Here is a 23,014-nt window from a genome sequence, read left to right on the forward strand (position 1 = left end):
TCCCCCGAGCTCTCCCCACACCACGCACGTGCCCCAGCAGGGTAGTCCCGCGGCATGAATGTCGCGTGTTCACCTTGATTTCATGCCGGACCCACGGAATTCGGCAAGCGCGTTCATGGGAATTCCCTCGCGCACGCACAGCCGAATTCCGTGCGATTCCGGCAAAGGGATCAGCGTGCGAGGAGTTCCACGGCCACGTCGGCGGGAAATCCGGTGGTCGGACCGACCCGTCGCGCGAACTCCGTGACGCCTTCCAGCTGCGCCGAACCGAACCGGAAGTCGAGCGTCGTGAAGTACTCCTCCAGAACGTTCTCGTCGAAGACCTCCCAGCGGGCCGCCTGCTCGGCGACCTTGGTGACCTCTTCCAGCGACACGTCCCGCGACGCCAGGAACGCCTCGTGGACCTGGCGGGTGATGGCCGGCTCCCGCGCGGCGTAGTCCTTGCGCGCGGCCCACACGGCGAAGACGAACGGCAGCCCCGTCCACTCCTTCCACATGGCGCCCAGGTCGTGCACCTGCAGCCCGAGCCGCGGGGCGTCGTGCAGGTTGGCCCGCAGCGCCGCGTCGCCGATGAGCACGGCGGCCTCCGCGTCCTGCATCATCAGACCGAGGTCGGGCGGGCAGGTGTAGTAGTCCGGCTGTACGCCCACGCGCTCGGCCAGCAGCAGCTGGGCGAGCCTGACCGACGTACGCGACGTGGAACCGAGCGCCACCCGCCGCCCGTCGAGCCGGTCGAGGGGCACCTGCGACACGATCACGCAGGACATCACGGGGCCGTCGCAGCCGACGGCCAGATCGGGGAAGGCGACCAGCTGGTCGGCGGCCTTCAGGAACTCGACCAGGGTGATCGGACCGATGTCCAGGTCGCCCTGCACCAGCTGCTCACTGAGCTTCTCCGGGGTGTCCTTCGTGAGCTCGAAGTCGAGGAGCGATCCCGTCCTGGCGAGGCCCCAGTAGAGGGGCATGCAGTTCAGGAACTGGATGTGGCCTACGCGCGGCCGGGTGCGCCGCGCGGCCTGAGAGATCTCGGGAGAATTGTCCACATCGGCGAGGCTAGACCCCATGAGGTACGGTGCATGCTCCGGGTCGGCGCGGGGCGCCGGTCAACCCGTCTCAGGCCTCCGTCAAACCTCCGGGTGACGTGATCTTGCCCTCTATTGCATTCGGCTGCCTACGTGCTAGGCTCGCCGCAAGTTGCAGTTTGGTTTCCCTTGCAGTACAGAGCCTGCGGAGCATGTGACCGCGGGCTCTCGTCGTTTTCAGACTTTTGCAGTTGTTCGCAAGCGCATTTGCAGGTTCTGGAGCAGGGCGACCCTTTGGCCCATAGGAGGGCTTATGGCTACCGGAACCGTGAAGTGGTTCAACGCTGAAAAGGGCTTTGGCTTCATCGCCCAGGAAGGCGGCGGCCCGGACGTCTTCGTCCACTACTCCGCGATCAACGCTAGCGGCTTCCGCTCCCTCGAGGAGAACCAGGCCGTCAGCTTCGACGTCACGCAGGGCCCGAAGGGTCCGCAGGCGGAGAACGTCACCCCCGTCTGATCGTTCGCGATCGCACGGCACGTGCCGTGATCTGATCCGGAACCTAGAGCAGTACCCAAGGAGCCCCGCTCCCCGCCGACTTCGTCGACCGGGTGAGACGGGGCTCCTGCCTTTGCGTACGGACCCTCGAAGGCCGGGCTCAGGAGTGCTGCATCACCAGGACGCAGGTGGTGCCCGGCTCCAGGGCTTCACAGACGTGCGGCAGGTCGCCGCGGTAGGCGAGGTAGTCACCGGGGGCGAGTTCGACCGGTGTGTCGCGGGGGCCCGCGCGCAGGCGTCCGGTGCCGACGACGATGTGCTCGACGGTGCCGGGCATGTGCGGCTCGGACTCGCGTACGGAGCCCGGCTCGACGGCCACGTGGTAGATGTCGCGGCGAGCCCCGGGCGGGCTCGCGGAGAGCAGGGTGGCGGCGTAGTCGGCCCGCTCGGAGGGAACCGCCGGGCCCTGGCCGGCCCGGATCACCTGGACCGCCGGCGCGGCCGGGTCTACGAGCGCGCTGAAGGGGACGTCCAGGGCGACCCCGAGCGCCCAGAGCGTCTCCACGCTGGGCTTGCCGTTCGCCGCTTCCAGTTGGGACAGCGTGGACTTGGCGATGCCCGCCCGTTTGGCCAGCTCGGAGAGGGAGAGGCCGGCGCGGGTGCGTTCACGGCGCAGCGCGGCGGCGATCCGGTCGAGCGGCAGGCCGCCCCCTGACGCGTCCGGTTTCGGCATGACCTCTCCAGTCCTTTCGTTCGCTGTGGCGACCCTATCGTTCGACTTGACGAACGCCCAGCCGTCCGCGCATGCTCACTCTCATGCGTTCGCTACACCGAACAGTAAGCCTGACAGGCCGAACGAGCCGTGCGGGCCGGCCGGCCTGGTCGGGTGCGCTGGACCGTGGCCTGCTCCGGGACATCGCCCTCGTCTGCCTCGCCGACGCCGTCGTCGGTGTCTCGTTCGGGGCCGTCGCCGTCGCGAGCGGGCTGCCCGTGTGGCTTCCGGTGGTGATGTCGCTGCTCGTCTTCGCGGGATCGGCGCAGTTCAGTGCCGTGGGGGTGTTCGCCGCGGGGGGCGGACCCGTCGCCGCGGCCGCGACCGGCCTGCTCCTCAACACCCGTACCGCCGCCTTCAGTCTCGCCGTCGCCGACGCGCTCGGCCGCTCCTGGCCCGCGCGGCTGCTGGGCGCGCATCTCGTGACCGACGAGACGGCGGCGTTCGTCCTCGCCCAGAGCGATCCGGCGCGGCGCCGGACCGCCTTCTGGATATCGGGCGTCGGCCTGTTCGCGGCCTGGAACGCGAGCGTGCTCGTAGGGGCCCTCGCCGGTTCCGCGCTCGGGGACACCGACCGGTTCGGGCTCGACGCCGCCTTCCCCGCGGTGCTGCTCGCCCTGGTGCTGCCCGCGCTGCGGGAGGAGCGCGGGGTGCGACGGTCCGCCGCGGCCGGGGCCGTCGTCGCGGTCGCCGCCACTCCTTTCCTGCCCGCCGGTGTGCCCGTGCTGCTCGCGCTCGGCGGGCTGCTGGTCCGGCTCCGGAGGCCCGCGTGAACCCTCAGCTCATCGCCGTCCTCGCCCTCGCCGCCGGAACCTACGTCTTCCGGCTGGCCGGCCCCGCACTCCAGGGGCGGATCGAACTTCCCCCGTCCGTACGCGAGTTGCTGACCACCGGCGCCACGGTCCTGCTGGTCGCGCTGCTCGCCACCGGGGCCCTGACGGCGGGTCACGGGTTCGCCGGGTGGGCCCGTCCCGCCGGTGTGCTGGTCGGCGGGGTGCTCGCGTGGCGGCGGGCACCCTTCGCCGTGGTGGTCGTGGCCGCGGCCGCGGTGACGGGACTGCTGCGGCTGGCGGGACTGCCCTAGGACCTGCCGCGGAGCGTGTACGTCACAGGACCGGCACCGCCGCGTCCGTCCGGCCGCGCTCGGCCCACCGCGCCGCCGGGCCCATCGCCGCGCCCGCCGCCAGGAACACCGCCCCGAGCACCAGCCATCCGGGCACGCCCCACGTCACCAGGAGCGCCGTCAGGACGAGGGGGCCGACGGTGCGGGCGAGCGGGACACCCGTGCCGAAGAAGCCCTGGTACTGGCCGACCCGGCCGGCCGGGGCCAGCGCGAACGCCAGGTGCCAGGAACCGGCCGACTGCTGCATCTCGCCCACGAGTTGGAGGACCGAGGCGAGGACCAAGGCGGCCGCCGCGCCCCACGGACCCAGGCCGCCCGCGGCCGAGGCGGCGAACACCGCGCACGACGCCAGCATCACCGCTCCGGAGCGGCGCACGGCCCGGGTCGCGGAACGCACCCCGTCGGCGCCGACGCCCCGCGCCATCCGGACCTGGAACGCCGTCACACCAAGGGTGTTGAGCACGAACAGCGCCGACACCAGCCAGCCCGGGGCGGCCGTGTGCGCCACGATCCACAGCGGCACGGCGAGCGAGAGCAGCGGCATGCGCAGCAGGAGAACGGCGTTGAGCAGCGTCACGGCGGCATAGGGCCGGTCGCGCAGCACCGCGAGGCGCGGCTCGCTCGCGGCGGGCGCCGGGACCGGTGGGACGGCGGGCAGCCGGCCGAGGACCAGCGCGCAGACGGCGAACCCTGCGCCGTCGAGCGCGAACACCGCGAGATAGCCGACGGGGGTGTCGTGCTGCAGGGCCAGGCCGCCGACGCCCGCCCCGACCGCCAGGCCCGCGTTGAGCGTCGACTGCAGCCGTGCCAGGACGCCGGTGCGCTCGTCCGGCTCGACGAGGCCCGCGAGCAGCGCCTGCCGGGCCGCGGCGAGCCCGCACTGCGCGACGGCGTACGCGACGACCGCGAGCAGGAACGCCGGGTACGAGCGGATCACCAGGAAGGACAGCACCGCCGCGGCCGTGGCCAGGGCCAGCAGGACGGAGGCGCCGCGCGGGCCGCGCCGGTCCGCGAGCGCGCCGAGCGGCACTCCGGCGACGGCGCCGACCGCCCATGCCAGGGTGAGGGCGAGGCCGATCTGGGTGGCGGAGAGGCCGACGACGCGGGTGAAGTAGAGCGCGGACGTCACGTAATAGGCGCCGTCCCCGACGGAGTTGGCGAGCTGGGCGGCAGCGAGGGCTCGGACGTGCGATCTGCTGGGCATGGGTCGAAGGTAGGCCTGAATGGCCCAGTGGAAGTAGGCCATTTACCGGCTCTCCCACTGGGCCAATTCAAGGGCTGAGTCGCTGGGCCACGCCCCGGGTTCACAGCACGGTCAGCCGTGCATGCGCGCGCCCTTCAGGGCCTTGTCCACGGCGTTGCGCGGCCCGTACACGGCGATGCCGACCAGGTCCAGATCGGCGGTGGGGACGGCGCGTACGGCCGCCCGGTTGTCGGTGTCGTTGCCGGTGGCGAACAGGTCGGCGGTGAACACGGCGCGCGGCAGGCCACGCTGGAGCGCGCGGCCGTGCGCGGCGGTCAGCACCTCCTTGCCGCCCTCGAAGACCAGGACCGGCTGGCGGAACATCGGCAGGTACAGGGTGTCGTCGGCGTCGATGTACGGCTCCCCGACCACCTCGGGGAGCCGGGTGCCGAGGCCGCTCACGAGGAACGCCGTCACATTGAGCCGCTGCCAGGTCTCCAGGTCGTCCCGGAGCAGCACGGCGATCTTGGTGTCGAAACGGACGGGGCGCTGGTCGGCAGAGGTCTGTGTGCTCATGCCTTGAGACTGCCGACCGGCATGCGGTCCGGTCTTGTACGTTTTTTGCATGGCGGCCGGCGGCGCACGGACCGGGGAGTCCGAGCAGATCACCGCGTGGCGCCCCGGGGTGAAGGGCGTCACGGAGGTCTTCCATGCCCACTTCACGCGGCACGCCTATCCGATGCACGTGCACGACACCTGGACGCTGCTGATCGTCGACGAGGGCGCCGTCCGCTACGACCTGGAACGGCACGAGCACGGCACCCCGCTCGGCACCGTCTCGCTGCTGCCCCCGCAGGTCCCGCACAACGGCTCGGCGGCCACCCCGCTCGGTTTCCGCAAGCGGGTGCTGTACCTGGAGGCGGGCGGCGGACCGCTGGACGAGTCGTTCATCGGGCCCGCCGTGGACACCCCCGACCTCGCGGACCCGCTGCTGCGGCACCGCATCAGCCAGCTCCACACCGCCCTCGCGCACCCCGGTGACGAGCTGGAGGCGGCGGCCCGGCTGACGTTCGTCGGGGAGCGGCTCCGCGCACGGCTGCGGCCCCGGCTCGCCGAGGAGACGCGCCCGGGCCCCGACCGCCGGGTGGCGACCGCACTGCGCGAACTGCTCGACGCCCGCCTCGTCGAGGGCGTCGACCTGGCCGAGGCCGCGGGCCTGGTGCACGCCCACCCGGCGCATCTGGTGCGCTCGTTCGGGGCGGCGTACGGGATCGCGCCGCACCAGTACCTGATGGCCCGCCGGGTGGACCGGGCCCGCCGCCTGCTCCTCGACGGACGGTCCCCCGGCGAGGTGGCCGCGGACTGCGGCTTCTACGACCAGTCGCATCTGACCCGGCACTTCAAGCGGGTGGTGGGGGTGCCGCCGGGGCGGTACGCGCGGGGCAGGATCCCGCCGGCTCCGTAGGCGCGGGTCACACCGGTTCGGCGCCCTTGCGCGGGAGCATGACCCCGCTCAGCAGCGCGGTGGCGGCCAGCAGCGCTCCCGCCACCACCAGGCTGGCCCGCATCCCGCCCAGGGAGAAGCCGGTCTCGCCGGAGCCCGCGATCAGGGCTCCGAACAGGGCCACGGCGAGGGCGCCGCCGGTCTGGCGCAGGGCGTTGAGGAGGCCGGACGCGGTGCCGACGCGGGGGCCGGGGACCGCGTCCATCAGCATCGCGGTGACCGCGGGGATCGCGAACGCGCCGCCGAGGCCGGTCGGGACCAGGAGCACGAGGAGCAGCGGGACCGGAGTGTGCGCGGTCAGCGGCAGCAGGGCGAACATGGCGACGGCCAGGACGAGTTGGCCGAGGACGATGACCGGGCGGCGGCCGAAGCGTTCGGCCATGCGCGGCGAGACGAGGTTCGTGGCGGTGATGATCGCCGCCAGCGGCACGAACACCAGGCCCGCCGCCGTCGCGGACATCCCGCGCAACTGCTGCAGGTACAGGCCGAGCAGGAAGACGACACCGTAGAAGCCGACGTTGACGGCGAACCCGACCGCCAGGGACACCGACACCGTGCGCGTCCGCAGCATGCTCAGCGGGACCATGGGGGCGCGGTGGCGCTTCTCCGTCACGTAGAAGGCGACGGCGCTGAGGACGGCCACCGCGAGCGCGGCGAGCACCGGGGCCGACGTCCAGCCGGTGTGACCGCCCTCGATGACCGCGAAGGTGAGGCCCGCGAGCGCGAGGACGGCGGTGACCTGGCCGGGAATGTCGAGGGGTGCCGGACGGCGCGGCGACGGGGCGACCTTCGTCAGCAGGGCCAGCACGGCCGCGCCGACGGGCAGGTTGAGGAAGAAGACCGCGCGCCAGCCGACGTGTTCGGTCAGGACGCCGCCGAGCACCGGGCCCGCCGCCATCGACACCGAGCCGCCGACCGTCCACAGGGCCACGGCCCGCGCCCGGCGCCGCGCGTCGTCGTACGCCTGCCGGATCAGCGCGAGCGAGGCCGGCATCAGCAGCGCCGCCGCCCCGCCCTGCGCGACACGGGCCGCGATCAGCGCGCCGAGGCTCGGGGCCAGGGCGCAGGCCAGCGAGGCGGCCGTGAACAGGGCGGTGCCGAGGGCATAGGCGCGGCGCGCGCCCGTCCGGTCGCAGAGCGCGCCGGCCGACAGCATCAGACCGGCGAACATCAGCGTGTACGCGTCGGCCACCCACTGCAGACCGGTCATGCCGCTGTGCAGCGTGGACCGGATGGCGGGCAGGGCGATGTTCACCGCCGAGACGTCGATGGTGATGACGGCGAAGCCGAGCAGCGCGGCCAGGAGGGCGGCGGTGCCGCCGCCCCGGCGGGGCACTTCGGCGGCCGGTGCCGTGACGGGGTTACGGACGGGAGTGGTCACGCTGTCCTCCTGGAGCGGGGCGTCGAGGTGCGGGTGGGCGGAGGAGGCGGGCCGCGGCCCTGTGACATGCACTCCCTGGGCCCGGTCCCCCCGGCCACCCGCAACGGGCTCCACTGTGCGGCCGCCGCCCGGACGGTGGCAGGCCGCGTTCCACCGGGGTGCCGCGTTCCTGGCCCTGACACGGCCCCCCACCCCGCTGACCGGCCGTGGACAATGGAACGCATGGCTGAGACCACGGAACTGGGCAGGTATCTGCGGGCCCGACGAGCGCAGGTCACCCCCACCGACGTGGGCCTGCCCGCGGGCACCGGGCTGCGCCGCACCCCTGGTCTGCGCCGCGAGGAACTGGCGACGCTCGCCGGGGTGAGCGTCGACTACTACACGCGCCTGGAGCGGGGCCGCGAGACCAACCCGTCGACCGCGGTGATCGACGCCATCGGCCGCGCCCTGCGGCTGCGCGGCGACGCCCACGAGCGTCTTCACGACCTGGCCGAGCTGGCCTCGGGCCGGCTCACCGTGCCGCACCCCACGACCGACGACGCGGTCCGCGACTCGGTGCTGCAGATGCTGGAGGCGCTGCGCCCGATGCCCGCGTACGTGGTGAGCCGGTACAGCTACATGCTGGCCGCGAACCCGGCGGGCCGCCGCCTGCTGCCGGGCATGTGGGACCTGCCGCCCGAGCAGCGCAACGTGACCCGCTACCTCTTCCTGCACCCCGTGGGCCGCACGCTCTACGTGCCGTGGGAGCGGACCGTCGCCCAGTCGGTGGCGCATCTGCGCGCGGTGGGCGGCGCCGATCCGGACGACCCGAGGATGGCCGCGCTGGTCGGTGAACTCCTGCTCAAATCACCGGAGTTCGCGAGCATGTGGGACCGGTACGAGGTGCAGGAGCGGGGCGGGGGCACCAAGACGTTCGACCATCCCAAGGTCGGCGGGATGACTCTCACGTTCGAGGTGATGCAGCTGGCGCGCACGGGCGGCCAGCGCCTGGTGGCCTACCAGGCGCCGACCGGCTCCCCGGACGAAACGGCGATGCTCAAGCTGGACCCGGCCCACTCAAGCGCCGCCGGTTCAAGCCCCTCCGGCGCTTGAGGAGCGGGGTCCGGGCGGAGCCCCGTGCCCTTCAGGCCCGCTCCAGAACGGCCGTGACCCCCTGCCCACCCGCGGCACAGATCGAGATCAGCCCCCGCCCCGAACCCCCACGCTCCGCAAGCAGCTTGGCCAGCGTCGCAACGATCCGAGCCCCCGTCGCGGCGAAGGGATGCCCGGTGGCCAGCGACGACCCGGCCACATTCAGCCGCTCCCGGTCGACCGGCGCAAGCCCCTGCTTCTCCCACGCGGCCAGCGTCGCGAGAACCTGGGACGCGAACGCCTCGTGCACCTCGACGAGGTCGAAGTCCTCGATCCCGAGCCCGGCCCGCTCCAGCATCCGCGGCACGGCGTGGGCGGGCGCCATGAGCAGCCCGTCCCCGCCGCCCCCGGTGACGTCCCCGCCCACGAAGTCCACGGCAGCGGTCTCGTACGCGGTCAGGTACGCCAGCGGTTCCAGTCCGCGCGCCGCCGCCCACTCCTCGCTCGCGAGCAGCACCACGGCCGCGCCGTCGGTCAGCGGCGTCGAGTTCCCGGCCGTCATCGTCGGGTTCGGGTCCTTCACCCCGAACACCGGCTTCAGCGTGGCGAGTTTCTCGACGGTCGACCCGGGCCGCAGGTTCTGGTCCCGCTCAAGTCCCCGGTAGGGAACGACGAGTTCACCGAACAGTCCGCGGTCGTACGCCGCCGCGAGCCGCTGGTGACTGGTGGCGGCCAGCACGTCCTGCGCCTCGCGCCCGATGCCCCACTCGCGGGCCGTGACGGCGGCGTGCTCGCCCATCGACAGGCCGGTGCGCGGCTCGGCGTTGCGCGGGATGTCGGGCACGAGGTGCCCCGGCCTGATCCGGGCGAGCGCCTTCATCCGGGCCCCCGCCGACTTCGCGCGGCGCGCCGCCAGAAGGATCTTGCGCAGCTCGTCGTTCACGCCGAGCGGCGCGTCGCTCGCGGTGTCGGAGCCACCCGCGATCGCGCTCTCCGTCTGGCCGAGCGCGATCTTGTTGGCGGCGGCGATCACGGCCTGCAGCCCGGTGCCGCAGGCCTGCTGGATGTCGTACGCGGGCGTGCGCGCGTCCAGCATCGAACCGAGCACGGTCTCCCGGGCCAGGTTGAAGTCCCGGCTGTGCTTGAGCACGGCGCCGGCCACGAACTCGCCGACGGCGCCGGGCTCGTGGAGCTTGAAGCGGCCGACGACGCCGTCGAGCGCCGCGGTCAGCATCTCCTGGTTGGAGGCCGTCGCGTACGGGCCGTCGGAGCGCGCGAACGGGATGCGGCTGCCGCCGATGACGGCGACTCGGCGGGGCGGTGCCGGGGTTTTGGCGGTTTTCGCGGAGACCATCTCGACAACTCCTGACTACTGAGTAACCTTACTCTGAAGTAAATTTACGACCGAGCAGGGAGTTGGACAATGGCCGACCGCTATCTGAACTTCACCGGCACGGCCCCCGGCCGCTTCCTCACCCGGCGCCTCGGCCTGCCGCAGCCCGCGCCGCTGCGCCGCTGGAGCGCTGAACACCCCCACTTCACCGGGCAGTTGCTGCACTTCACGGCGGGCACGTCCGCGTACCGCAAGGAGCTGTCGGAGATCCTGAGCCGCACCGGGCTCGACGTCCGCGGCTCCCTCTCGGGCACGGACACGGACCGCCCCGTCGGCGTCGTCGTGGACGCGACCGCCGTCACCGGCCTGGACGCGCTCGCCGAGGTGCACGCCGCGCTGCACCCGGTCGTCCGCTCCGTCGCGGCGAACGGACGCGTGATCGTGCTCGGGGCGCCGCCGTCCGCCGACGACCACCACCAGGCCGCCGTCCAGCAGGGCCTGGAAGGATTCGTGCGCTCGCTCGGCAAGGAGATCGGCCGCGGCCGCACCGTGAACCTGGTCCGCGTCGCGGGACCGGTGACGGCCGCCGAGTCGACCCTGCGCTTCCTGCTCTCGCCCCGGTCCGCGTACATCAGCGGCCAGGTCCTCGCGGTCGGCGCCGAGGCGGCGGAGTCCACGGCGCCGGACGACTGGGAGCAGCCGCTCGCCGGGCGCACCGCCCTGATCACCGGCGCCGCACGCGGGATCGGCGAGGCCGTCGCCACGACCCTCGCCCGCGACGGGGCCCAGGTCGTCCTGCTCGACGTGCCGTCCGCCGAGGCCGACCTCGCGAAGGTCGCGGAGCGGCTCGGCGGGCGGGCGCTGCCGCTGGACATCACGGCCGACGACGCGGGTGAGCGCATCGCCGCGTTCACCGCCGACTCCGGCGGGCTCGACGTCCTCGTCCACAACGCGGGCATCACGCGTGACCGCCGCCTGGCCAACATGCCCGCCGAGCGCTGGAGTTCGGTCCTCGACGTCAACCTCGCGAGCGTCCTGGGCACGACGGACACCCTCCTGAAGGCGGGGGCCGTGCGGCGCGGCGGCAGCATCGTCGCCACCGCGTCCATCGCGGGTATCGCCGGCAACACCGGGCAGACCAACTACGCCGCGAGCAAGGCCGGCATCGTCGGCCTCGTCCGCTCGCTCGCGCCGCGGGCCCTCGCCGAGCACGGCGTCACGGTGAACGCGGTGGCCCCCGGCTTCATCGAGACGAAGATGACGGCGGCCGTCCCGCTGTTCATCCGGGAGGCCGGACGCCGGATGAACTCCCTCGGCCAGGGCGGGCTCCCGGTGGACGTCGCGGAGACCACGGCATGGTTCGCCTCGCCCGGCTCCGGGGCGGTGAACGGCCAGGTGGTCAGGGTGTGCGGGCAGAGCCTGCTGGGCGCCTGACGGCGACGGCCGGTCCCCGCCGGTCCCGCACCCCGTCACCCCCGCCCTCTCCCCCAGGACCTGACATGACCGACCCCCGCACCGTCACCCTCGCCGCCACCCCGTCCCTCCTGCCCCACATGGCCCGAGGCGCTCTCCTGTCGCCCCTGAAGCGGCCCCGCCCGGACGCCCCGCTGCCCGCCACCCGGCTCGTGCAGCCCGCGCTCCAGGTCTCACAGACCCACCTCGCCGCCTACGAACGCGTCTGCGCCTTCGCCACCGGCCGGGCCGAGCTGCCCGTCACCTATCCGCACATCCTCGGATTCCCGCTCGCCATGCGGCTGATGTCCGAGCGCGCCTTCCCGCTGCCGCTGCTCGGCCTCGTCCACACCTCGATCGACATCACCCAGCGCCGCGACCTGCGCCCCACGGACACCTACCATCTGTCCGTCCAGGTAAGGGAGTTGGCCCCGCACCGGCGCGGTACGGAGGCCACCGTCGTCACCGAGCTGCGCACGGCCGCCGACGCCGAGGCCGACCCGGTGTGGCAGTCGGCGAGCACGTACCTGGCCCGGCACAAGACGCCCGCGGACCCGAACCCGCCCGCCCCGGAACCGTCCGCCTCGCAACCGTCCGCACCGCTGCCCCCGCTCAGCGAATGGCGCCTGAGCGCCGACCTCGGCCGCCGCTACGCCGCCGCGTCCGGCGACCGCAACCCCATCCACCTGCACCCGCTCACGGCCCGCCTCTTCGGCTTCCCCCGCGCCATCGCCCACGGCATGTGGACGGTCTCCCGCTGCCTGGCCGAATTCGGCGCGAGCGGGCCCGTACAGGTCCACGCGCGGTTCAAGGCGCCGGTGCTGCTGCCGGGCACGGTGACGTACGCGGCGAAGGGCACCGCCTTCGAGCTGCGGGCCGCGCGCGGCGACCGGGTGCACGTCACCGGCGAGGTCCGGGAGGCCGCCCGCTAACGGACGGACCAGCGCCGCCCCTCCATCAGGTTCCCCAGGCCCGACCACGCGAAGTTCATCATCGTCGCGGCGGCCTCCTTCGCGGAGACGGACGGGTCGGTGTTGGCCCACCCGGCGAGCGCCTCCGCCGCCCCGACCAGGGCCTGGGCGAGCCCGGCGACCTCCCGCTCGCCCGGCGCGGGGTCCCCGTGCGCCTCCCGCGCCGCCGCCGCGATCAGGGACGTCACGAAGGCGACGATCTCCTCCCGCATCGCCCCGACCTCCGCGACGAACGGCTCCCCGCCCGACCGCGCCTGGCTGTGCAGCACCGCCCACCCGTCGGGGCGCTCGGCGGTGTGCGTGTAGAAGGCGGTGAGCCCGTCCCACAGCTGCCGGTCGGCGGCCACATCGGTGCGCACCCCGGCGCGGACGGCGGCGATCAGCGCGCCCGCCTCCCGCCGGATGCAGGCGGTGAACAGGTCCTCCTTCGAGTTCAGGTACAGGTACACCAACGGCTTCGACACACCGGCGAGTTCGGCGATCTCGTCCATCGACGCGGCCCGGTACCCGCGCTCCCCGAACACCCGCACCGCGGCGTCCAGCATCTGCCGCTCCCGCTCGGCCCGTGGCATACGTCCACGGGCCTTCGGCCTCGCCGGACCGGGCGCGGGCCCGTCCTGCCGCGCCACCCCGGACTTCACGTCGCCGCCCACCCCAGCCGCCTTTCCTCCACACGTTCTGCACCGCTCACCCTACGCAGCGCGGTGCGCCCCGCCCCAGTTCGGGAGGGTGCCCGAGTACCCGGTCCGGGCCCGGACACGGCAGTGCCCCGCCCCCGGGGTCCGGGAGCGGGGCAGCGTGCCGGCGTACGAGCCGGGGGACGTCAGGCGGCGGCGGGCACGGCCACCGACTGCGGCTCGTCCACCGGGGAGGAGGACGCGTTGTCGTAGGCCTCGTGGTCGAGGATCTTCTCGCGGGCGGAGACGATCACCGGGACGAGGGCCTGGCCCGCGACGTTCGTGGCCGTCCGCATCATGTCCAGGATCGGGTCGATCGCCAGGAGCAGGCCGACGCCCTCCATCGGGAGGCCGAGCGTGGACAGGGTCAGGGTCAGCATGACCGTGGCGCCCGTCAGACCGGCCGTGGCGGCGGAGCCGACCACCGACACGAACGCGATGAGCAGGTAGTCGCCGATGCTCAGGTCGATGTCGAAGATCTGCGCGACGAAGATCGCGGCGATCGCCGGGTAGATCGCGGCGCAGCCGTCCATCTTGGTCGTGGCGCCGAACGGCACGGAGAAGGAGGCGTACTCCTTCGGGACGCCGAGGCGCTCGGTGACCTTCTGGGTCAGCGGCATGGTGCCGACCGAGGAGCGGGAGACGAAGGCGAGCTGGATCGCGGGCCAGGCGCCCTTGAAGAACTGCAGCGGGTTCAGCTTGGCGACGGTCGCGAGGAGCAGCGGGTAGACGCCGAACATCACCAGGGCGCAGCCGATGTAGATGTCGGCGGTGAAGGTCGCGTACTTGCTGATGAGGTCCCAGCCGTACGTGGCGATCGCGTAGCCGATGAGGCCGATGGTGCCGATCGGGGCGAGCTTGATGACCCACCACAGGGCCTTCTGGAGGAGCTCGAGGATCGACTCGGAGAGCGTCAGGATCGGCTTGGCCTTCTCGCCGATCTGGAGGATGGCGATGCCGGCGACGGCGGCCATGAAGACGATCTGCAGGACGTTCAGCTCGGTGAAGGGCGTGATGACGTCGGTCGGGACGATGCCCGTGAGGAAGTCGATCCAGGAGCCCGCGTGGTCCGGCTTGGCGCCGTCCTTCGGGGTCAGGCCGGTGCCCGAGCCCGGGTTGGTGAGCAGGCCGATGGCGAGGCCGATGGCGACCGCGATCAGCGACGTGATCATGAACCAGAGGAGGGTGCGGGAGGCGAGCCGCGCCGCGTTGTTGACCTTCCGGAGGTTCGTGATCGACACGAGGATCGCGAAGAAGACGAGCGGGGCCACGGCCAGCTTCAGGAGCTGGATGAAGATGCCGCCGACCTTCTCGAGCGTGGTGACGAGCCAGGAGACGTCCTGGCTGCGGGCGAGCCAGCCGAGCAGCACACCGAGGACGAGGCCGCCCAGGATCTGCGCCCAGAACGGGATCTTCGGTATGCGGAAGCCGGACTTCGGATCAGCCGGCGTCGCGTCGGCGGGGGTGGTGTTCGCGGACACGGAGACACTCCAGTGAGGGCGCGCGGGGACAAGGCGGGGAGTACGGGACGTACTGGAGCGGCGACCGTGAGATGAGGTCAGCGGCGCCGCTGCATCGGGCCGGAGGAGAACCGGCTGTCGCGTCAGGCGCGACAGGCCGCGGACATGCAGCGGCAGAGATCGACATGCAGGCGCGCCACGAGCGGGACGCTCATGGCAGTACGGTGCGCGGCTGATGTCTTCATGTCAGGAACGTTAACACCGGTGCTTTGAGAACATCAAAGGGGTTCTTTGGGGAATCTGCGAAGCACGTATGCCCCTTAAGCCGTATTTACCTTGAAAACGCAGGCGCCCCCGGCACCTGAGCGGTGCCGGGGGCGGAGACGTCTGTGACGTAACTTACGCGCCGTGGGCGCGGGCGGCGTCGTCCGCCTCGTCCTCCATGGAGCGGTTCGCGTCCATGGTGGCCTTCGCGCGGTCCACGCGGGCGACGATCTTCTCGGAGGCCCGGTCGCGCTCGCCGCGCAGCAGCACGAAGCTGAGGGGCGCGGAGATGACCAGGGCGAGCAGTGCGATCCACAGGTAGTTGGATCCGCCCAGACCGCGCGGAACGAGGCCGGTGGCGACGAGACCCCAGACGACGAGGAAGCAGCCCACGAAGATCCCGAGGCGCATCAGCGTGTAGCGGAGCATCTCAATCCACTCTTCCGTTGCGAAATGGTCCCCCCAGTGAAGCACGGGCCCGGGGGCCCCTGTTGAGCGGTCCCGTCTGTAATGGGTACGGTCGGCTTATGCCGCTTACCTTCACCCTCGACCCGTCGATCGATCCGGCCCTGCGCGACGGCGTCCTCGCCCTGTGGGCGGACGTCTCGAACGCCGGCGGGGCCGTCGGATTCGTCCCGCCCGTCACTGCCGACGACATCCGCCCCGAGCTGGTGAAGCACCTGGCCGGGATGGCCGAGGGCCGCACCCGGCTGCTGGTCGGCCACGACGAGGACGGCGCGGTCGCGGCGACGGCGTTCCTGGTCCACAACCCGCACCGCCTCATGCGGCATCACCTGTGGCTCTACACCGTGATGGTGCATCCCAGACACCAGGGCAAGGGATACGGCCGGGCCCTCATGTCGGCCGCGGAGCGGACCGCGCGCGGTTTCGACGGCATCGAGGCGCTGCGGCTGACGTGCCGCGGCGGCACCGGGGCGGACGCCTTCTATGCGGCGTGCGGCTACAAGGAGGTCGGCCGGGTACCGGGGGCGATCCGGGTCGCCCCGGGGGACGACCGGGACGACATCCACATGATGCTGGCCATCTGAAGCCCCCCGGCGATTGAGCAGAGGGATCCGGGGGCGGAGCCCCGTGGCCTGTGCGCAAGCCCCGGTCCGCAGGAGAACCGGGGCGCGGACGCACGCGGCCGGCCTCAGACCCGCATCGGCTGCGGAGCGTCCCGGCGGGCCGGGTCCGGGCCGTCGTACTCGCGGATGATCTCGTACCGCGTGTTGCGCTCGACGGGCTTGAACCCGGCGTCGCGGATGAGGTCGAGCAGGTCCTCGCGGGTCAGCTTGTTCGGCGTGCCGTAGTTGTCCGCGTCGTGCGTGATCTTGTACTCGACGACCGAGCCGTCCATGTCGTCGGCGCCGTGCTGGAGCGCGAGCTGCGTGGTCTGCAGGCCGTGCATGACCCAGAAGCACTTCACGTGCGGCACGTTGTCGAAGAGGAGACGGGAGACCGCGAAGGTCTTCAGCGACTCGGCGCCGGTCGCCATGGTGGTGCGCGCCTGGAGGCGGTTCCTGACCTTGCCGTCCTTCATGTCGACGAAGTCGTGCTGGTAGCGCAGCGGGATGAAGACCTGGAACCCGCCGGTCTCGTCCTGCAGTTCACGCAGGCGCAGCACGTGGTCGACGCGGTGGCGCGGCTCCTCGATGTGCCCGTAGAGCATGGTGCTCGGGGTCTTGAGGCCCTTCTCGTGCGCCAGGCGGTGGATGCGCGACCAGTCCTCCCAGTGGGTCTCGTGGTCGACGATGTGCTGGCGGATCTCCCAGTCGAAGATCTCGGCGCCGCCGCCGGTCAGCGACTCCAGACCGGCCTCGATCAGCTCGTCGAGGATGTCGGACGCCGACAGGCCCGAGATCTTCTCGAAGTGGTGGATCTCGGTCGCCGTGAACGCCTTGAGCCCGACGTCCGGCAGCGCCTCCTTGAGGGCCTTCAGGGAGCGCGGGTAGTAGCGCCACGGAAGGTTCGGGTGCAGGCCGTTCACGATGTGCAGCTCGGTGAGGTGCTCCGACTCCATCGCCTTGGCGAGCTTGACGGCCTCCTCGATACGCATCGTGTACGCGTCCTTCTCGCCCGGCTTGCGCTGGAACGAGCAGTAGGCGCACGAAGCGGTGCAGACGTTGGTCATGTTGAGGTGCCTGTTCACGTTGAAGTGAACGACATCCCCGTTCTTCCTTGTCCGCACCTCATGGGCGAGGCCGCCGAGCCAGGCCAGGTCGTCCGACTCGTAGAGCGCGATGCCGTCCTCGCGGGACAGCCGCTCACCGTCCCTGACCTTCTGCTCCAGCTCGCGCTTGAGCCCTGCGTCCATGCCCGTACCTCTCCTCACCAACAAGACCCGTAAGTCCGCTCCACCGTACGCCCCCGTACCGACACCGCCGCTCACACCTCTTCGGGCAGCTCCCCGACCCGGTTCTCCCACTTGGTGGAGAGCACGATCGTGGTGCGCGTACGGGAGACGCCCTTGGTGCCGCTGAGGCGGCGGATCGTCTTCTCCAGGCCGTCGACGTCGCCGATCCGCACCTTGAGCATGTAGGAGTCGTCGCCCGCGATGAACCAGCAGTCCTCGATCTCGTGCAGGTCCTTCAGGCGGCGCGCGACGTCCTCGTGGTCGGCGGCGTCGGAGAGCGAGATGCCGATGAGGGCGGTGACGCCGAGGCCCAGCGAGGCGGAGTCGACGGTGGCGCGGTAGCCGGTGATGACACCGGCCGCTTCGAGCCGGTTGATGCGGTCCGTCACGCTCGGCCCGGACAGGCCGACGAGACGGCCCAACTCCGCATACGAGGCGCGGCCGTTCTCGCGCAGGGCCTGGATGAGCTGCCTGTCCACGGCGTCCATAGGTCCAAAGCCTTTCATTATTCAGCGTTGACGCGAGTTTACGTGTAGAATCTAAGGCATGCGGGGGCGACACCCCGCAAGATCTAAAGCTCAGTCACCGGATCAGCGAAGATCCATCGATTTTCAGGAGTGTTGTCACCGTGTTCACGATCGAGATGGCGTACGCCCGCATGCGCGAGATGCAGGCGGCGGCCGATCGTTCCCGTGTCCACCAGTCCGCCACCACCGAGCGCCGCGCGGCCAAGAAGCACGCCGCCCGCACCAAGAAGCGCTAGCGCTCACGAGAGCCTCCCCCCAGCTCTCCCTCCCATCGGCGGTACAGCGTGTGCGGCACTCCGGCCGCGTCCAGCGCCCGCCCCGCGACGAAGTCCACCAGATCCTGGATGTGCGTCGCCCCCGCGTAGAACGCCGGCGAGGCGGGCAGCACGACCGCGCCCGCCTCGTCCAGCGTGACCAGGTGCTTGAGCGTCTGCCCGTTGAGCGGCGTCTCCCGTACCGCGACCACCAGCCTGCGCCCCTCCTTGAGCGTCACGCTCGCCGCGCGCTGGAGCAGGTCCTTCGACAGGCCGAGGGCCACCCCCGCCACGCACGCCGTCGAGGCGGGCACGATGATCATCCCCTTGACCGGGTACGAGCCCGAGGACGGCCCCGCCGCGAGATCACCGGCGGGCCAGTGCCGTACGCCGCTCAGATCGACGCCGCCGAACGTGCCCGGCTTGCCGTCGGCCCCGCGCGCCAGCCACTCCCCGAGATCCTCGCGCCAGTGCGCGTCCCGGAACGCGATGCCCGTCTCGTCGAGCAGAGTGAGCCGCGAGGCCCGCGAGACGACCAGGTCCACGGCCTCGCCCGCGGCGAGCAGCGCCCGCACGACGGAGGCGGCGTACGGGGTTCCTGACGCGCCGGACACCCCGACGACCCAGGGGGTGCGGCTGCTTGAGTTGACGTGCTCCACACCACGAGCCTATCCGGCGGCCCACAATGGGAACTTGAGCAGGGGCAGTGGTCGTTGGGTCCGTGACAGGCGGGCCCAGGGGTGGGGGCTGAGATGACGGACAACGCGACACAGAGATGGTCGACGCGCGATCGGGCGCTGACCGCCGGAAAGCTGATGGCCGGCTGGGTGGCCCTGCTGTGGCTGCTGGAGGCGGTCGACACGGCCTCGGGCCATGCCCTCGACCGCTTCGGCATACAGCCGCGCGACCCGTCGGAGCTCGTCGACGTGGTCCCGGCCTCCTTCATCCACTTCGGCTTCGACCACGTCGCGGCGAACTCGATCCCGCTGCTGGTCCTCGGCTTCGTCGCGGCGCTCTCCGGCATCCGCCGCTTCCTGCTGGCCTGCGCCCTGATCGTCGTCGCCGACGGGCTCGGGGTCTGGCTGGTCGCGCCCGCCCACTCGAACACGGCGGGCGCGTCGGGCCTGATCTTCGGCCTGTTCGGCTTCGTGGTGCTCAGCGGCTTCGTGGAGCGCAGACCGCTCGGCATCGCCGTCGGCCTGCTGATCGCCGCGTACTGGGGCACGACGATCCTCGCGGGCCTGTCCCCGGCGAACCAGGGCGTCAGCTGGCAGGGCCATCTGATCGGCCTCGTCGCGGGCGTGGCGGCGGCGTTCCTGCTGCGCAGACCCCAGCCGACCCGGGAGCCCCGGCAGCCCTGGCAGGCCTGAGTACGCGTCTGAGTACACGGACTCATGCGGCGGGCACCCCCGCCGCAGCACAGTCGGCACATGAAGGCCCGATACCTGCTGATGTGCGGGGCGGCCGTCGTCGTCGCCCTCGTCCTGGTCTACGCGCTCGATGTCCCCGCCGACATCGTGCTCCTCGTCGGCATCGGAGCGCTGTGTCTGCTGTGGCTGGTGCTGCTGCTCACCGTGCCCTGGAATCTCTACTTCCGGGCCCGTGCCGTGGTGCACGAGGCCGCCGTCAGCCGTGAGAAGGGGATGACCGTCCCCGCGGACCGGGACGCGGAAGCCGCCCGGATCGCCACCGTGATGCTGCGCACGGCGATCGGCGCGCACCTGGTCACGGCGGCCGTCGCGGTGCTCGGCGCCTGGACCACCGGCCGCACGGCGGGCTACTGGTTCGCGGGCGGCTGTCTGCTCAGCACGCTGTTCCGTCCCGCCGGCGCCTACTTCGGCGCGCTGCTGCACCGCCTGCGCACGCTCTCCACGGAGGTGCGCCACCCGCGCGACGACGTGGTCGAGCTGCGGAGCACGCTCGACGCGCTGCTGCGGAGCGCGGCCGTGCAGGAACGCAAGACCGAGGAGATGTACGTCGACGTCGGACGGCTGCGCACCGCCCTCGACTCCGTCGGGCTGTCCGCGCACGAGCGCGCGGAGCGGACGGACCGCCGCGTCGAGCTGATGAGCCGGGAGTTCGAGTCGGTGGTCGACCGGATGACGGACAACCGGGAGATCATCAGCGGGCTCAAGGCGTTCCTGCGCCTGATCCGGGCCGACGGCACCACAGAACAGATCGTCTGACGGTGCCGCAGGCCCGGCGCGAATGGCGTGTCCGGCCTAGACGGTCAGGCCCCGCACCAGCAGGTCCAGCAGCGCGCACACGAACAGCGCGATCCCGATGAACCCGTTGACCTGGAAGAACGCCCGGTTGAGGCGGGACAGGTCGTGGGGCTTGACGATCGTGTGCTCGTAGAGGAAGGCGCCCGCGACGATGACCAGGCCGACCCAGAAGAACGTTCCGGCGCCGGTGGCCAGCGCGTACCAGACGAACAGGGCCGTCGTCAGGGTGTGGCAGACGCGGGCGCCCCGGATGGCGGCCGGGATGCCGAAGCGGGCCGGGACCGACATGACGCCGACCTCGCGGTCGGTCTCCACGTCCTGGCACGCGTAGATCAGGTCGAAGCCGCCGATCCAGATGCCGACGGCGAGGCCGAGGATCACCGCGTCCCACGACCAGGAGCCGGTGATCGCGATCCACGCGCCGATCGGGCCCATCGCCTGGGCGAGACCGAGGATGGCCTGCGGGAAGTTCGTGAACCGCTTGCCGTACGGGTAGACGACCATCGGGATCACCGCGATGGGGGCCAGCGCCAGACAGAGCGGGTTCAGCAGCGCGGCCGACGCCAGGAAGACGACCAGCGCGATCAGCGCGCCCGTCCAGGCCGACTTCACCGAGACCGCGCCCGTGACGAGCTCGCGGTGGGCGGTGCGCGGGTTACGGGCGTCGATCTCGCGGTCGATGATCCGGTTCGCCGCCATCGCGAAGGTGCGCAGGCCCACCATGCAGATGGTGACCAGGAGCAGCCGGCCCCAGTGGATGTTCTTGTCCGTCTCGAACATCGCGGTCAGCGCCGCGATGTAGGCGAAGGGCAGCGCGAACACCGAGTGCTCGATCATGACCAGGCGCAGGAAGGCCTTGGTCCGGCCCGGCTGCTGCGGGATCGCGGCGGATGCTGAGCTCACTAGAGTCCGTACTCCTTCCAGCGGCGGTCCACGAGGGCCGCCGTTCGGGGATCGGAGACGACCATCTCGGGCCAGCCGCCGTCCCGCGTATAGCCCTCCTCGGGCAACTTCCTCGTCGCGTCGATACCCGCCTTGCCGCCCCAGAACTGCTGGTAGGAGGCGTGGTCGAGGTGGTCGACGGGGCCCTCGGCGACGACGAGGTCGCGGGCGTAGTCCGTGTTGCCGAGGGCCCGCCACGAGACTTCATGAAGGTCGTGGACGTCGCAATCGGAGTCGACGACGACGATCAGCTTGGTCAGCGACATCATGTGCGCGCCCCAGATCGCGTGCATGACCTTCTGGGCGTGCTTCGGGTACTTCTTGTCGATCGAGACGATCGCACAGTTGTGGAAGCCGCCCGACTCCGGCAGGTGGTAGTCGACGATGTCCGGGACGATCACCTTGAGCAGCGGCAGGAAGAAGCGCTCCGTGGCGCGGCCGAGCGGGCCGTCCTCCGTCGGCGGGCGGCCGACGACGATCGACTGGAGCAGCGGGCGCTTGCGCATCGTGACGCAGTCGATCTTCAGCGCCGGGAAGGGCTCCTGCGGCGTGTAGAAGCCGGTGTGGTCGCCGAAGGGTCCCTCCGGCAGCATCTCGCCGGGCTCCAGCCAGCCCTCGATGACGACCTCGGCGTTGGCCGGGACCTGGAGCGGGACCGTCTTGCAGTCGACCATCTCGACGCGCTTGCCCTGGATGAACCCGGCCAGCATGTACTCGTCCATGTCGCCGGGCAGCGGCGCCGTCGACGCGTACGTGACGGCCGGCGGGCAGCCGAAGGCGATGGCGACGGGCAGCTTCTCGCCCTTGCGGGCGGCCACCTGGTAGTGGTTCCGGCTGTCCTTGTGGATCTGCCAGTGCATGCCGATGGTGCGCTTGTCGTGGCGCTGCAGGCGGTACAGGCCCAGGTTGCGCACGCCGGACTCGGGGTCCTTGGTGTGGGTCAGGCCCAGGTTGAAGAAGGAGCCGCCGTCCTCGGGCCAGGTGAACAGCGCGGGGAGCCGGTCGAGGTCGACGTCGTCGCCGGTGAGGACGACCTCCTGCACGGGCGCGTCCTTGACCTTGCGCGGCGGCACATGGGTCATCGCGCCGAGCTTGCCGAACGCCTCGCGGATGCCGACGAAGCCCTGCGGCAGTTCCGGCTTGAGCAGGCCGCCGATCTTCTCGCTGATGTCGTTGTACGACTTCAGGCCGAGCGCCTTGAGCAGCCGCCGGTCGGTGCCGTACACGTTCATCGCGAGGGGCATCGACGAGCCCTTCACGTTCTCGAAGAGCAGGGCCGGGCCGCCTGCCTTGTTCACCCGGTCGACGATCTCACCGACCTCCAGGTACGGGTCGACCTCGGCCTTGATGCGCTTGAGGTCGCCCTCGCGCTCCAGCGCCCGGAGCAGGGAGCGCAGATCGTCGTAAGCCATGCGATCCAGTATCCGGCACCGGCTAACCTGGCCCGGTCACCGGGGGCCTTCACCCCGCCGCTACGTCACTGTGCGCACCGCTCTTGGGGGATCGCGACACCATGCTCCGCTACCTGCCGTTCCTGCTGGTCCTGGCGCTGTGGATCTACGCGTTCATCGACTGTCTGAACACCCCCGAGGAGGAGGTGCGCGGCCTGCCGAAGGTGGTGTGGGTCATCATCATCCTGCTCTTCGGCGAGGTCCTCGTCGGCCCCGTCGCCTGGCTGGTGGCGGGCAAGAAGCGGCCCGCCCCCGCCGGCGGCGCCACCCCCGCAGAGTGGAACCGCGACCGCAGGACGCAGTTCGTCGCGCCGGACGACAACCCGGAGTTCCTCCAGTCCCTCAAGGAGGACGCCGCGCCCTCCAAGGACGGGAAGGACGAGGCGCTCCTCAAGGACTGGGAGGCGGACCTGCGCCGCCGCGAGGAGGAGCTGCGCCGCCGCGAGGGCGAGCAGGACAAGGACTGAGGACCCCGGGCCCCTCGGGGCGCGGGACGCGCGTGCCGCACACTGGATGCGGAACACCCCCCTCCGCCACCCGCACCCCGTGA

General features: G+C 71.7%; 26 protein-coding genes. 12 read left to right on the top strand and 14 right to left on the bottom strand.

Going from position 1 to position 23,014, the window contains the following annotated elements:
• Nucleotides 1–170: 170 nt before the first annotated feature.
• A complete protein-coding gene (locus ACVHNB_RS37550; protein WP_428954133.1) occupies nucleotides 171–1,064 on the bottom strand; it encodes a menaquinone biosynthetic enzyme MqnA/MqnD family protein in 894 nt (297 codons plus the stop codon).
• A 271-nt stretch (nucleotides 1,065–1,335) separates the two neighbouring features.
• Between ACVHNB_RS37550 and ACVHNB_RS37555 the strand changes: the two genes are divergently transcribed.
• A complete protein-coding gene (locus ACVHNB_RS37555; RefSeq protein ID WP_003998944.1) occupies nucleotides 1,336–1,539 on the top strand; it encodes a cold-shock protein in 204 nt (67 codons plus the stop codon).
• 139 nt (nucleotides 1,540–1,678) lie between these two features.
• Here the strand turns inward: ACVHNB_RS37555 and ACVHNB_RS37560 are convergent, their stop codons facing one another.
• Complete coding sequence (locus ACVHNB_RS37560) at nucleotides 1,679–2,251, bottom strand: helix-turn-helix domain-containing protein (RefSeq protein ID WP_456226879.1); 573 nt, start codon at nucleotides 2,249–2,251, stop codon at nucleotides 1,679–1,681.
• A gap of 83 nt (nucleotides 2,252–2,334) precedes the next feature.
• Between ACVHNB_RS37560 and ACVHNB_RS37565 the strand changes: the two genes are divergently transcribed.
• Together ACVHNB_RS37565 and ACVHNB_RS37570 are read left to right on the top strand one after the other, a co-directional pair.
• On the top strand, nucleotides 2,335–3,063 hold the full coding sequence (locus ACVHNB_RS37565; RefSeq protein WP_456226880.1) for an AzlC family ABC transporter permease: 729 nt from the start codon (nucleotides 2,335–2,337) through the stop codon (nucleotides 3,061–3,063).
• Entirely contained in the window at nucleotides 3,060–3,374 is a 315-nt protein-coding gene (locus ACVHNB_RS37570) for an AzlD domain-containing protein (RefSeq protein ID WP_428954130.1), read from the top strand. The genes ACVHNB_RS37565 and ACVHNB_RS37570 overlap by 4 nt, the downstream gene beginning before the upstream one ends.
• 22 nt (nucleotides 3,375–3,396) lie before the next feature.
• Here ACVHNB_RS37570 and ACVHNB_RS37575 read toward each other — a convergent pair whose 3' ends face one another.
• Nucleotides 3,397–4,617, bottom strand: a complete 1,221-nt coding sequence (locus tag ACVHNB_RS37575; RefSeq protein WP_456226881.1) for an MFS transporter — start codon at nucleotides 4,615–4,617, stop codon at nucleotides 3,397–3,399.
• A 111-nt stretch (nucleotides 4,618–4,728) separates the two neighbouring features.
• Nucleotides 4,729–5,172 (bottom strand): DUF2000 family protein, encoded by a 444-nt coding sequence (locus tag ACVHNB_RS37580; protein WP_456226882.1) that lies wholly within the window; start codon nucleotides 5,170–5,172, stop codon nucleotides 4,729–4,731.
• A 49-nt stretch (nucleotides 5,173–5,221) separates the two neighbouring features.
• On the opposite strand from ACVHNB_RS37580, the gene ACVHNB_RS37585 reads away from it, so the two are divergent.
• Complete coding sequence (locus ACVHNB_RS37585) at nucleotides 5,222–6,061, top strand: helix-turn-helix domain-containing protein (RefSeq protein ID WP_428954126.1); 840 nt, start codon at nucleotides 5,222–5,224, stop codon at nucleotides 6,059–6,061.
• Nucleotides 6,062–6,068: 7 nt separating this feature from the next.
• Here ACVHNB_RS37585 and ACVHNB_RS37590 read toward each other — a convergent pair whose 3' ends face one another.
• Complete coding sequence (locus ACVHNB_RS37590) at nucleotides 6,069–7,481, bottom strand: MFS transporter (RefSeq protein WP_456226883.1); 1,413 nt, start codon at nucleotides 7,479–7,481, stop codon at nucleotides 6,069–6,071.
• 222 nt (nucleotides 7,482–7,703) lie between these two features.
• On the opposite strand from ACVHNB_RS37590, the gene ACVHNB_RS37595 reads away from it, so the two are divergent.
• A complete protein-coding gene (locus ACVHNB_RS37595; RefSeq protein ID WP_456226884.1) occupies nucleotides 7,704–8,573 on the top strand; it encodes a helix-turn-helix transcriptional regulator in 870 nt (289 codons plus the stop codon).
• Nucleotides 8,574–8,604: 31 nt separating this feature from the next.
• On the opposite strand, the gene ACVHNB_RS37600 is transcribed toward ACVHNB_RS37595, so the two are convergent.
• Entirely contained in the window at nucleotides 8,605–9,906 is a 1,302-nt protein-coding gene (locus ACVHNB_RS37600) for an acetyl-CoA C-acetyltransferase (protein WP_428954123.1), read from the bottom strand.
• A gap of 69 nt (nucleotides 9,907–9,975) precedes the next feature.
• Between ACVHNB_RS37600 and ACVHNB_RS37605 the strand changes: the two genes are divergently transcribed.
• Both ACVHNB_RS37605 and ACVHNB_RS37610 read left to right on the top strand, forming a co-directional pair.
• Nucleotides 9,976–11,319 (top strand): 3-oxoacyl-ACP reductase, encoded by a 1,344-nt coding sequence (locus ACVHNB_RS37605; protein ID WP_456226885.1) that lies wholly within the window; start codon nucleotides 9,976–9,978, stop codon nucleotides 11,317–11,319.
• Nucleotides 11,320–11,384: 65 nt separating this feature from the next.
• A complete protein-coding gene (locus ACVHNB_RS37610; protein WP_428954121.1) occupies nucleotides 11,385–12,269 on the top strand; it encodes a MaoC family dehydratase in 885 nt (294 codons plus the stop codon).
• Here the strand turns inward: ACVHNB_RS37610 and ACVHNB_RS37615 are convergent.
• The 3 genes from ACVHNB_RS37615 to ACVHNB_RS37625 form a co-directional block, all read right to left on the bottom strand.
• Complete coding sequence (locus ACVHNB_RS37615) at nucleotides 12,266–12,880, bottom strand: TetR/AcrR family transcriptional regulator (protein WP_428954120.1); 615 nt, start codon at nucleotides 12,878–12,880, stop codon at nucleotides 12,266–12,268. The genes ACVHNB_RS37610 and ACVHNB_RS37615 overlap by 4 nt on opposite strands.
• Before the next feature lie 251 nt (nucleotides 12,881–13,131).
• Nucleotides 13,132–14,466, bottom strand: coding sequence for a dicarboxylate/amino acid:cation symporter (locus ACVHNB_RS37620; RefSeq protein ID WP_428954119.1), 1,335 nt, complete (start codon nucleotides 14,464–14,466; stop codon nucleotides 13,132–13,134).
• Between the two features lie 378 nt (nucleotides 14,467–14,844).
• Nucleotides 14,845–15,138, bottom strand: a complete 294-nt coding sequence (locus tag ACVHNB_RS37625) for a DUF4229 domain-containing protein (protein ID WP_428954118.1) — start codon at nucleotides 15,136–15,138, stop codon at nucleotides 14,845–14,847.
• Nucleotides 15,139–15,236: 98 nt separating this feature from the next.
• On the opposite strand from ACVHNB_RS37625, the gene ACVHNB_RS37630 reads away from it, so the two are divergent.
• Nucleotides 15,237–15,758 (top strand): N-acetyltransferase family protein, encoded by a 522-nt coding sequence (locus ACVHNB_RS37630; RefSeq protein ID WP_456226886.1) that lies wholly within the window; start codon nucleotides 15,237–15,239, stop codon nucleotides 15,756–15,758.
• 104 nt (nucleotides 15,759–15,862) lie between these two features.
• On the opposite strand, the gene mqnE is transcribed toward ACVHNB_RS37630, so the two are convergent.
• Both mqnE and ACVHNB_RS37640 read right to left on the bottom strand, forming a co-directional pair.
• On the bottom strand, nucleotides 15,863–17,026 hold the full coding sequence (gene mqnE, locus ACVHNB_RS37635) for an aminofutalosine synthase MqnE (RefSeq protein ID WP_428954116.1): 1,164 nt from the start codon (nucleotides 17,024–17,026) through the stop codon (nucleotides 15,863–15,865).
• Between the two features lie 71 nt (nucleotides 17,027–17,097).
• Nucleotides 17,098–17,553 carry an Lrp/AsnC family transcriptional regulator gene (locus ACVHNB_RS37640; RefSeq protein WP_164301061.1) on the bottom strand — a complete coding sequence of 152 codons (456 nt, stop codon included), beginning with the start codon at nucleotides 17,551–17,553 and terminating at the stop codon, nucleotides 17,098–17,100.
• 140 nt (nucleotides 17,554–17,693) lie between these two features.
• Here ACVHNB_RS37640 and ACVHNB_RS37645 point away from each other — a divergent pair, with 140 nt between their 5' ends.
• Nucleotides 17,694–17,828, top strand: a complete 135-nt coding sequence (locus ACVHNB_RS37645; protein ID WP_428954115.1) for a hypothetical protein — start codon at nucleotides 17,694–17,696, stop codon at nucleotides 17,826–17,828.
• On the opposite strand, the gene ACVHNB_RS37650 is transcribed toward ACVHNB_RS37645, so the two are convergent.
• On the bottom strand, nucleotides 17,825–18,505 hold the full coding sequence (locus tag ACVHNB_RS37650) for a UbiX family flavin prenyltransferase (RefSeq protein WP_428954114.1): 681 nt from the start codon (nucleotides 18,503–18,505) through the stop codon (nucleotides 17,825–17,827). The two genes, ACVHNB_RS37645 and ACVHNB_RS37650, sit on opposite strands and share 4 nt — an antisense overlap.
• Before the next feature lie 93 nt (nucleotides 18,506–18,598).
• Here ACVHNB_RS37650 and ACVHNB_RS37655 point away from each other — a divergent pair, with 93 nt between their 5' ends.
• Together ACVHNB_RS37655 and ACVHNB_RS37660 are read left to right on the top strand one after the other, a co-directional pair.
• Nucleotides 18,599–19,216 (top strand): rhomboid family intramembrane serine protease, encoded by a 618-nt coding sequence (locus ACVHNB_RS37655; protein ID WP_428954113.1) that lies wholly within the window; start codon nucleotides 18,599–18,601, stop codon nucleotides 19,214–19,216.
• 60 nt (nucleotides 19,217–19,276) lie between these two features.
• Nucleotides 19,277–20,032, top strand: coding sequence for a hypothetical protein (locus ACVHNB_RS37660; protein ID WP_456226887.1), 756 nt, complete (start codon nucleotides 19,277–19,279; stop codon nucleotides 20,030–20,032).
• A gap of 36 nt (nucleotides 20,033–20,068) precedes the next feature.
• Here ACVHNB_RS37660 and mqnP read toward each other — a convergent pair whose 3' ends face one another.
• Both mqnP and ACVHNB_RS37670 read right to left on the bottom strand, forming a co-directional pair.
• Nucleotides 20,069–20,974: a menaquinone biosynthesis prenyltransferase MqnP gene (gene mqnP / locus ACVHNB_RS37665; RefSeq protein ID WP_428954111.1), complete on the bottom strand. Its 906-nt coding sequence runs from the start codon at nucleotides 20,972–20,974 to the stop codon at nucleotides 20,069–20,071.
• Nucleotides 20,974–22,425: a menaquinone biosynthesis decarboxylase gene (locus ACVHNB_RS37670; RefSeq protein WP_428954110.1), complete on the bottom strand. Its 1,452-nt coding sequence runs from the start codon at nucleotides 22,423–22,425 to the stop codon at nucleotides 20,974–20,976. The genes mqnP and ACVHNB_RS37670 overlap by 1 nt, the downstream gene beginning before the upstream one ends.
• Before the next feature lie 101 nt (nucleotides 22,426–22,526).
• On the opposite strand from ACVHNB_RS37670, the gene ACVHNB_RS37675 reads away from it, so the two are divergent.
• Nucleotides 22,527–22,931, top strand: a complete 405-nt coding sequence (locus tag ACVHNB_RS37675; protein WP_428954109.1) for a PLD nuclease N-terminal domain-containing protein — start codon at nucleotides 22,527–22,529, stop codon at nucleotides 22,929–22,931.
• Nucleotides 22,932–23,014 lie beyond the last annotated feature (83 nt).

This window comes from Streptomyces sp. YJ-C3, from assembly GCF_053891275.1.